This window comes from Geodermatophilus sp. SYSU D00779 (assembly GCF_054050595.1).
Genome location: NZ_JBJGZQ010000061.1, coordinates 1 through 8,344, shown reverse-complemented (window position 1 = coordinate 8,344; position 8,344 = coordinate 1). Strand labels below are relative to the sequence as shown.

General features: G+C 75.2%; 9 protein-coding genes and 1 riboswitch. Of the genes, 6 read left to right on the top strand and 3 right to left on the bottom strand.

Features of this window, described 5'->3' with window-relative positions:
* Positions 1-105 precede the first annotated feature (105 nt).
* Positions 106-1,710 carry a PHA/PHB synthase family protein gene (locus ACI79G_RS24805; RefSeq protein WP_456883697.1) on the bottom strand — a complete coding sequence of 535 codons (1,605 nt, stop codon included), beginning with the start codon at positions 1,708-1,710 and terminating at the stop codon, positions 106-108.
* A 330-nt stretch (positions 1,711-2,040) separates the two neighbouring features.
* On the opposite strand from ACI79G_RS24805, the gene ACI79G_RS24800 reads away from it, so the two are divergent.
* Together ACI79G_RS24800 and ACI79G_RS24795 are read left to right on the top strand one after the other, a co-directional pair.
* Positions 2,041-2,886, top strand: coding sequence for an MEDS domain-containing protein (locus tag ACI79G_RS24800; RefSeq protein ID WP_456883696.1), 846 nt, complete (start codon positions 2,041-2,043; stop codon positions 2,884-2,886).
* A complete protein-coding gene (locus tag ACI79G_RS24795; RefSeq protein ID WP_456883695.1) occupies positions 2,883-3,821 on the top strand; it encodes an anti-sigma factor RsbA family regulatory protein in 939 nt (312 codons plus the stop codon). The genes ACI79G_RS24800 and ACI79G_RS24795 overlap by 4 nt, the downstream gene beginning before the upstream one ends.
* 115 nt (positions 3,822-3,936) lie before the next feature.
* Here the strand turns inward: ACI79G_RS24795 and ACI79G_RS24790 are convergent, their stop codons facing one another.
* Positions 3,937-4,485 (bottom strand): alpha/beta fold hydrolase, encoded by a 549-nt coding sequence (locus tag ACI79G_RS24790; RefSeq protein ID WP_456883694.1) that lies wholly within the window; start codon positions 4,483-4,485, stop codon positions 3,937-3,939.
* A 43-nt stretch (positions 4,486-4,528) separates the two neighbouring features.
* Positions 4,529-5,038 carry an HD domain-containing protein gene (locus ACI79G_RS24785; RefSeq protein ID WP_456883693.1) on the bottom strand — a complete coding sequence of 170 codons (510 nt, stop codon included), beginning with the start codon at positions 5,036-5,038 and terminating at the stop codon, positions 4,529-4,531.
* Positions 5,039-5,287: 249 nt separating this feature from the next.
* Positions 5,288-5,382, top strand: a riboswitch (SAM riboswitch).
* Between ACI79G_RS24785 and ACI79G_RS24780 the strand changes: the two genes are divergently transcribed.
* The 4 genes from ACI79G_RS24780 to ACI79G_RS24765 all read left to right on the top strand — a co-directional run bounded on the left by ACI79G_RS24780 (position 5,376) and on the right by ACI79G_RS24765 (position 8,220).
* The gene (locus ACI79G_RS24780) at positions 5,376-5,462 is read left to right on the top strand and encodes a putative leader peptide (RefSeq protein WP_446770707.1); all 87 of its coding nucleotides are present in this window, start codon (positions 5,376-5,378) and stop codon (positions 5,460-5,462) included. Its footprint overlaps the riboswitch before it by 7 nt.
* 180 nt (positions 5,463-5,642) lie before the next feature.
* Positions 5,643-6,677: a methionine ABC transporter ATP-binding protein gene (locus ACI79G_RS24775; RefSeq protein ID WP_456883692.1), complete on the top strand. Its 1,035-nt coding sequence runs from the start codon at positions 5,643-5,645 to the stop codon at positions 6,675-6,677.
* Complete coding sequence (locus tag ACI79G_RS24770) at positions 6,674-7,333, top strand: methionine ABC transporter permease (protein WP_456883691.1); 660 nt, start codon at positions 6,674-6,676, stop codon at positions 7,331-7,333. The genes ACI79G_RS24775 and ACI79G_RS24770 overlap by 4 nt, the downstream gene beginning before the upstream one ends.
* Positions 7,334-7,401: 68 nt before the next feature.
* Positions 7,402-8,220, top strand: coding sequence for a MetQ/NlpA family ABC transporter substrate-binding protein (locus tag ACI79G_RS24765; RefSeq protein WP_456883690.1), 819 nt, complete (start codon positions 7,402-7,404; stop codon positions 8,218-8,220).
* Positions 8,221-8,344: the final 124 nt, after the last annotated feature.

Sequence of the window (8,344 nt, the reverse complement as noted above, 5' to 3'; positions counted from 1 at the left end):
CCCCCCCCCCCCCCCCCCCCCCCCCCCCCCCCCCCCCCCCCCCCCCCCCCCCCCCCCCCCCCCCCCCCCCCCCCCCCCCCCCCCCCCCCAGGACCCGGGGAGGGCTCAGGCGCGGCTGGGGACGCGGTCCCGGACGTAGGAGCCGGGCGCCGGCTCCAGGACCGGGTGCCGCGCGCTGCCCAGCGTCTCCGGCGCGGGCACCTCGTCACCGGAGCGCTCGATCGCCCACTCCGACCACGGCTCCCACCAGCTGCCGGTGTGCTCCTCGGCCGCCGCGCGCCAGGCGTGCGGGTCCGGGCCGGGCGCCCCGCCGGTCCAGTACTTGGCCCTGGGGTTGCCCGGGGGGTTGACCAGGCTCTGGATGTGGCCGCTGGAGCTGAGCACGAAGGTGCTCGGCCCCGACAGCAGCTGGGTGGTCCGGTAGCAGCCGTACCACGGGGTGATGTGGTCGGTGAGCGCCCCGGTGACGAACGTGGGGAGGGTGATCCGGCTCAGGTGGACCGGCGTCCCCAGGACCCGCAGCGCCCCTGGCTTGACCAGGGCGTTGTTGCCGAAGATGTCGAGGAACTGCTCGTGCAGCCGAGCGGGCAGGTTCGTCCCGTCCGCGTTCCAGGCGAGGACGTCGAACGCGGGCGGGTCCTCGCCCATGAGCCACTGCTGCACCAGGTAGTTGAAGATCAGGTCGTCCGGGCGCATCCACGTGAACATCGACCCCATCTGGCGGGCGGTGATGACGCCGCGCCGGCTGGAGTTGCGCCGGGCGACCTCCAGCATCCGCGGGCCGGAGAAGGCGCCGAGCGGAGCCTGGCTGGAGAAGTCGAGCAGGGTCACCGCGTAGCCGGCGGCGTGCACCCGGTCGTCCCCCGTCGCGGCGAGGTGGTTGAGCGCCGTCGTCATCACCTGGCCGCCGGCGCACAGGCCCAGGGTGGTGACGTCGGAGGCGCCGGTGACCTCACGGGCCACGTCCACGGCGGTGAGGACGCCCTGCGCGTACTCGTCCAGGCCCCACTCGGACTGCTCCCTCGTCGGGTTGCGCCAGCTGATCATGAAGACCTGCAGGCCCCGGCTGACCGCGTACTCGACGAGGCTGCGTCCCGGTCGCAGGTCGAGGAAGTAGAAGCGCCCGATGGGCGGCGGCACGATCACCAGGGGCCGTTGCCGGACGCGCGGCGTCGAGGGGGTGTACTGGATCACCTCGATGACCTCGTCCCGGTGGACGACGGCGCCCGGGGTGATGCCGAGGTCCTCGCCCACGGTGAAGGCGCTGCGGTCCACCTGGCGGGGCAGCCCGCCGTTGCGCACGAGGTCGTGGAGCATGTTCCGGAACCCGCGGACGACGCTGACCCCAGCGGTGTCGAAGGCCCGCTTGAGCGCGGCCGGGTTGCCCAGCAGGGTGTTCGTCGGCGCCATGGCGCTGGTGAGGGCGTTGAGCACGAAGCGCACCTGCTCGACCTCGCGCCAGTCGGCGCCGCCGGCCTCGAAGTCCTCCACCAGGCGGCCCAGCGACGCCGCGGCCGCCACGTAGGACTGGGCGAGCCGGCGGTACCCGGGGTGCAGCGACCAGGCGGGGTCGGCGAAGCGCTTGTCCTTCGGGGAGGGCGCGACGTCGGCGGTGCCCCGGAGGATGTGCACGGTGTCCCGCCCGAGCCGGACGGCCTCCCGCGCCATCGGCCGGGGCTGGGTGAACGTCGCGACCAGACCCCGGGCCATGCCCCGCGGAGAGGGGAGGCCGACGGGCTCGCCACCCTCCACCGGAGCCGGCGTACCGGGATCCTCCGGCGCGAGCCGGTCCTCGGCTGCCGGGCGGGGCCGGCCGGATGTGCGCGGACGGGGTGGGGTCGTCGTCACGGTGCCTCCGTTGTGAGCTGGGTCACAGGCCCTCCGACGGTAGCCCGTCTCCTCGGTACCGGGCACCCCCTGCGACGGCCGCGGGGTCCGCGCCTGCCGGGCCGGCGTCGGACCTCCCGCCCCGGCCCGTGCACCGGGTCGATGAAGGCCGGCCCCTCCCGTCCGAGCGGACCCGGCGGTAACCTCGCCGACGTGAGCGCCCTGCGGAGGCTGGACGCCCCGACGGGTCTGCGCCCCGGCGACCACGTCTGCTGGACGTTCGCCGACGCCGCGGACTTCACGGCCGCCGTCCTGCCCTTCCTCGACGAGGGACGGCGGCTCGGCGAGCACCTGCTGCTCGTCGGGGCGTCGCGACCGGAGCTGCTGCGGGCCCTGGCGCCGCTGCCGGGCCGGGACGAGATGCTCGCCGGCGGGCAGCTGGAGGTGCGCAGCACCGCCGAGGTGTACGCCTCCTGCGGGCAGCTCTCACCGGCCGAGCAGGTGGCGGCGTACCGGAGCCTGGTCGATGCGGCACTGGCGCGCGGACGCACCGGCCTCAGGGTCGCCGCCGACGTCACCCCGCTGGTCCGCGGCGGGGTCGACGCCCGGGGACGGCTGCACGTCTACGAGCAGCTGGCCGACGCCCTGATGGGCAGCGTCGCCATGACGGCGCTCTGCCTGTACGAGGCATCGCTGGGGGCGGAGGTCCTCGGACCGGTGACCCTCCTGCACCCCGACCAGCACTCCGGCGAGGAGGAGCCCCTCGCCCACCTGTCCGGGCGGGGCCGGACGCTGTCGCTGCACGGCGAGGTCGACGTCACCCAGGCCGACGGCTTGTCCCGCGCGCTCGTCGACGTCGCCCGCGGCACCCCTGGGGAGGTCGTGCTCGACCTCTCGGACCTCCGGTTCCTGGACGTCGCGGGCGCCCGCGCGCTGGCCCGGGCCACCCAGGTGCTCCGCGGGGCCGACGTGCACCTGCGGCTGGTGCGGGCCCCTCGGACGGCCGCCCTCTGTCTGGGGCTGTTCGGCCTGGACGGCGGGGAGACGGTGCCGGCGTGAGCCGGGTCCGCCCGACCGGCGACTGGGACGGGAGGAGCTTCGCCCACGAGGCCTTCGCGTTCAGCGCCGACCAGGAGCTCGTCGACCGGGTCGTCCCGTTCGCGGTGGAGGGGTTGTCCCGTGGGGAGCCGGTGCTCGTCGTCGCCGGCGAGCGGGTCCGGACGCTGCTCACCCAGGAGCTGGGCGCGGACGTGCGTCGCCTGGCGACCTTCGCCGCCGCGGAGACCTGGTGGCAGGGCGGGCACCGCACCCTGCACGCCTACGACCGGGACCTCCGGGCCCTGCAGGCCGTGGCGCCGACCTGGCGGCTCGCCGCGGAGCCGACCTGGCTGGCCCGCGACGACGGGCGGGAGTGGAGCCGGTTCGAGGCCGTCGCCAACCGCTGCTACGCCTCCCTGCCGTACTACAGCCTGTGCCTGCACGACCGGCAGCGGCTCCCGACGTCGGTGCTCGACGCGGTGGCGCGCACCCACCCCCTCACCTGGGGTGGCTCCGCACCGGTCCCGGAGCCGGCCTACGAGGGGCCGGAGCAGTTCATCCGGTCGGTGCACCCGGTCTGGGCCCAGCGGCCGGCGCGCGCCTCCGTCGCCGTGCTGACGACACCTCGGGAGGCGCGCCGCACCGTGTCGGCAGCGGCGTTGGGCTGGTGGCCGGCGCGCGTCGGCGACGTCGTCCAGGCCGCCCACGAACTGGTGGTCAACGCGCTGCGCGTGGCGGCCTTCGCCGAGGTGTCGTCCTGGACCGACGGGGACACCCTCGTCGTCGAGGTCGCCGACTCCGGGCCGGGCCTGCCGGACGAGACCCTCGGCTACGTCCCGCCTCCCGAGGGCCCCGACGGCGCCCGGGGGATGTGGCTGGCGTGGAGCCTGGCCGACGACGCGGCGGTCGACTCCCACCCGGCGGGCACCGCCATCCGGCTGTTCTTCCACCGCTGACGAAGGACCATCCCCACGCCTCGCGGGCTCGGCGCGGGACCCTAAGAGGTGGCCGGACGGTGGGCGTCGGACGACGACGCGCGCGTCTGCGTGCGTGGCGACCGTGCGGCTGTCGCTACGACCAGCGGTCGATGAACTCCACCGTCGCGGTGTCGACGTCCACGGGGTTCGATGCGCTCAGGAAGTGCCGCCCGCCCTCCACGACGCGGAGCTCGGCGGCGGGGCTGTTGACGAACAGCGTGATCTCGTCCTCGGCATCGGCCACGGAGTGGACCGGGTCTGCAGTGCCCTGCATCCGCAGGACCGGGCACCGCACGCTGTCCAGTCGGCTGAGCAAGCCGTCGCGGTCACGCAGGTTGATGCTGCTGATGCGGAGACGCTCCCGTCCTGCATCGCCGGCGTGGTTCTCCTGGTGTACCGCGTGCCAGAACGCGCGCTCGTCGGGGGGCACGTCCTCGCCGAGGCCCTCGTGGAGGACGGCGTCCACGAGCTCGACCGGGATCACCCAGTCGTCCCCGACGCTCCCGGCGAGTGCGTCGATGGCCGGCGTGCAGAAGTCGATCCCGTCCCAGCACCCGAGGTCCCGGCTGCGCTGGCTCTCGGAGTCCATCGAGGTGCCGAGCGGGATGATGCCCTTCACCGTGCGGGGGTCGAGCATGGCCATGCGGGCCGCGAACGGCGCAGGGGAGCCGGGGTGGCGGACCGGGTCAGACGAGGACGCGGCGTCCGGAGCGGGTGTCGGCGGCCTCGGCGGCCAACAGGATCCGGCGGGCCGGGCGGTAGCGGCCCTCGCGCAGACTGCGCGCCTTCTCGGGGTCGACCCGCGCCAGCTCGGCGTTCGAGGCGAGGTTGTGCGCGTTGTCGGCCAGCTTGACCAGCCGGCCGAGCGGGTGCGCCGCGGCCCGGCGGATCAGGCCGGCGATGTAGGGCTCGCCGGGGCGCCGGGTGACCGCGTCGATCGCCTCGACGACGACCTCCGGGACGCCGAGGGAGCGGAGCCGGTCGAGGTCGTAGCGCCGGGTGGGGTCGGGGTGGTCGCGGGTGTCCTCGACGATGTCGTGCAGCGCGCCGGCCATCTCGGCGTGGGGGCCGTGGCGGCGCAGGGCCTCGGCGATCGGCCGCAGGTGGGCGAGGTAGTAGTCGCGGCCCTGCTTGTCGACCTGGCCCTGGTGCGCGTGCAGCGCGAGCAGGTGCGCGTCGGGAACGGTGAACCCCACGCTCCGAGGCTAGGCGCTGGGTGTGACACGGGTGCAGCAGCCGGCCGCGGGGCACAGGGTGGTCGTGGGCTCCGACGTCACCGACTCCGTCCTCCTGGTCACCGGCGGGGGGGGGGCAGCGGCATCGGCCGGCCCCCGCGGCCCGGTCCTGAGGAGAGGACCGTGCGAGGGCGCACGGGCGCACCTGTGGGCGAGGTCGCAGGTCCGGCGTGTCGGTCGGGCCGGTCGGCTCAGTAGAGTCGATGGGCAACGCCATCCGGAGCGGCCGAGAGACCTGGCTCGACGACGCCGCAGCAACCCCCCGCCCCGGCGGACGAGGGTGCTACTGCCAGGACCGATGGAGGACACGATGACAGGCCCAGCGCCCACGTGGGCCCGCCGGCACGTCGACCTGTGCCGCACCGCCGCGGCCCTGTGTCGCTGACCGCCCGGGCCTCGTCGCGGTAGCTGCCCCACCGTTCGGGGCACACAGCCGCTGCTGGTCCGTCGTCCCCGCGCCGCCCGGACGTCGTCCGGCCGTCGGTGCGGCCCTGCCCGGGGCTGCCCGTCGGCCGGCGCCGACCGGATCTCGTTCCCGCCTGCTCACCCCGAGGACTGCCCGCCCGTGATAGATCTGCACGACGTCCGCAAGGTCTTCCCCGCCCGGAGGCGGTCCGGGGAGGTCGTCGCCGTCGACGGCGTCACCCTGCAGGTCGGGGCCGGCGAGTTCGCCGGCGTGGTCGGCCCGAGCGGGTCGGGCAAGAGCACGCTGGTGCGCCTGGTGAACCTGCTGGAGCGGCCCACGTCGGGGTCGGTGACCGTCGACGGCCGGGTGCTCACCGAGCTGCCGGACGACCAGGTGCGGCAGGCGCGCCGCTCCATCGGGATGGTCTTCCAGCACTTCGAGCTCCTGGACTCGCGGACCGCCGCCGGCAACGTCGAGCACCCGCTCGAGCTGGCCGGCGTGGGCCGGGCCGAGCGCCGCCGCCGGGCCGTCGAGCTGCTGGAGCTGGTCGGGCTGGGGGAGCGGGCCGATGCGCACCCCGGGCAGCTCTCCGGTGGGCAGAAGCAGCGGGTGGCGATCGCCCGGGCCCTGGCCGGCCGCCCGAAGGTGCTGCTCTGCGACGAGGCGACCTCCGCCCTGGACCAGGCCAGCACCACCGGCGTGCTGGAGCTCCTGCGCCGGGTGCGCTCCGAGCTCGGCCTGACCGTGCTGCTCATCACCCACGAGATGGCGGTCGTCAAGGCCGTGTGCGACAGCGCCGTCCTCCTCGAGCGGGGCCGCGTCGTGGACAGCGGCCGGCTCTCGGAGGTCCTGACCCGGGAGCACTCGCCGCTGAGCGACGCTCTGCTGCCCGCGCCGCTCGCCGACGCCGGCGCCGGCCACGACGGGGTCCTCCTCCGGGTGACCGTCACCGACCGCACGCCCGAGACCGTCGTCCTGCAGACCCTGGTCGGGCAGCTGGGGCTCGCGGTGGAGGTCGCCGGCGGTTCGGTGGAGACCGTCGCCGGGGGCCGCTACGGCCGGTTGCTCCTGCGGGCCACCGGCGACCTGAGCCGGCTGGACGGGGCGCTGCGCGGTCTGCGCGACGACGGCGTCCTCATCGAGGCGGTACCCCGGGACACGGGCGCGGTGGCGGCGACGGGAGCGGGCCGATGAGCGACTGGACCCGCGTCTGGCCGCAGCTGGTCGAGGCGACCGGCGAGACGCTGTACATGGTCGGGGTCTCGGCCCTGCTCACCGTGCTGCTCGGCATCCCGCTCGGGATCCTGCTGACCATCACCGCCCCCGGCGCGCTGACCCCGCGGCCGCTGCTCAACCGGTTCCTGGGGCTGGTGGTCAACCTCGGCCGCTCGCTGCCGTTCATCATCCTGCTGTTCCTGGTCGCGCCGGTCACCCGCGGCATCGTCGGGACGACGATCGGCTCGACGGCGGCCATCGTGCCGCTGACGATCGGCGCCGTCCCCTTCCTCGCCCGCCTGGTGGAGACCAGCCTCCGGGAGGTCGCGCCCGGGAAGGTCGAGGCGGCGATGTCCATGGGCGCGCGCCGCCGGGACGTCGTCCGCACCGTGCTGCTGCCCGAGGCGCGGCCCTCGCTCATCGCCGGGATCACGGTCACCGTCGTCGCGCTCATCAGCTACTCGGCGATGGCCGGCGCCGTCGGCGGTGGCGGGCTCGGCGACTTCGCCATCCGCTTCGGCTACCAGCAGTTCCGGACCGACATCACCCTGCTGACCGTCGTCCTGCTGCTCCTCGTCGTGCAGGCCCTGCAGTGGGCCGGCGACCACTGGGCGCGCCGGCTGGCGCACGTCTGACCCCGACCGACCCCGCGGTGGCCGGCCGGCCACCATCTCCCCACCACCGTCCGAGGAGGACCCCCGTCATGCGTTCCCGTCTCACCTCGCTCCTGGCCGCGTCCGCGGCGACCGCCCTCCTGGCCGCCTGCGGCGGTGGCGAGGCCGAGCTGTCCGCGGCCGACGAGCCGCTGCGGGTGGGCGCGTCCCCGGTGCCGCACGCCGAGATCCTGCGCTTCGTCGACGAGAACCTGGCCGCGGACGCCGGCCTGGACCTCGACATCGTCGAGTTCACCGACTACGTGCAGCCCAACGTCGCGCTGGACGACGGGTCCCTGGACGCCAACTACTTCCAGACCATCCCGTACCTGGAGGAGCAGGAGGCCAGCGCCGGCTACGACTTCACCCCGCTGGCGCCGGTGCACATCGAGCCCCTGGGCATCTACTCGCAGTCGCTGACCGACCTCGCCGCCCTCCCCGACGGCGCGACCGTGGCGATCCCGAACGACCCCACGAACGCCGCCCGGGCGCTGCGGCTGCTGGAGGCCAACGGGCTGATCACCCTGGCCGACACCGGCGACGCGGCGCCCACGTCGCTGGACGTCCAGGACAACCCGAAGGACCTGAAGATCTCCGAGGTCGAGGCCGCGCAGGTGCCCCGGTCGCTGGCCGACGTCGACATCGCGGTGATCAACGGCAACTACGCCATCGAGGCCGACCTCGTCCCGGCCGAGGACGCCCTGGCGCTGGAGTCGGCCGAGGGCAACCCCAACGCCAACCTGCTGGTCGTGCGGACCGGGACCGAGGACGACGAGCGGATCCAGCAGCTCGAGGGGCTGCTGCACTCCGACCAGGTGCGTCAGTTCATCGAGGACACCTACGAGGGCGCGGTCATCCCCGCCTTCTGACCGTCGCCGCGGGGGGGGGGGGGGGGGGGGGGGGGGGGGGGGGGGGGGGCGCCGGGGGGGGGGGGGGGGGGGGGGGGGGGGGGGGCGGGTGGGGCGGGTCTGGGGGGTCGAGGCGGTCGGCTTG

Excerpts from the sequence above, each read along its gene's own strand:
- ACI79G_RS24770 (WP_456883691.1), top strand. The coding sequence starts at position 6,674 with ATGAGCGACTGGACCCGCGTCTGGCCGCAGCTGGTCGAGGCGACCGGC.
- ACI79G_RS24765 (WP_456883690.1), top strand. The coding sequence starts at position 7,402 with ATGCGTTCCCGTCTCACCTCGCTCCTGGCCGCGTCCGCGGCGACCGCC.
- ACI79G_RS24790 (WP_456883694.1), bottom strand. The coding sequence starts at position 4,485 with ATGGCCATGCTCGACCCCCGCACGGTGAAGGGCATCATCCCGCTCGGC.
- ACI79G_RS24780 (WP_446770707.1), top strand. The coding sequence starts at position 5,376 with ATGGAGGACACGATGACAGGCCCAGCGCCCACGTGGGCCCGCCGGCAC.
- ACI79G_RS24805 (WP_456883697.1), bottom strand. The coding sequence starts at position 1,710 with ATGGCCCGGGGTCTGGTCGCGACGTTCACCCAGCCCCGGCCGATGGCG.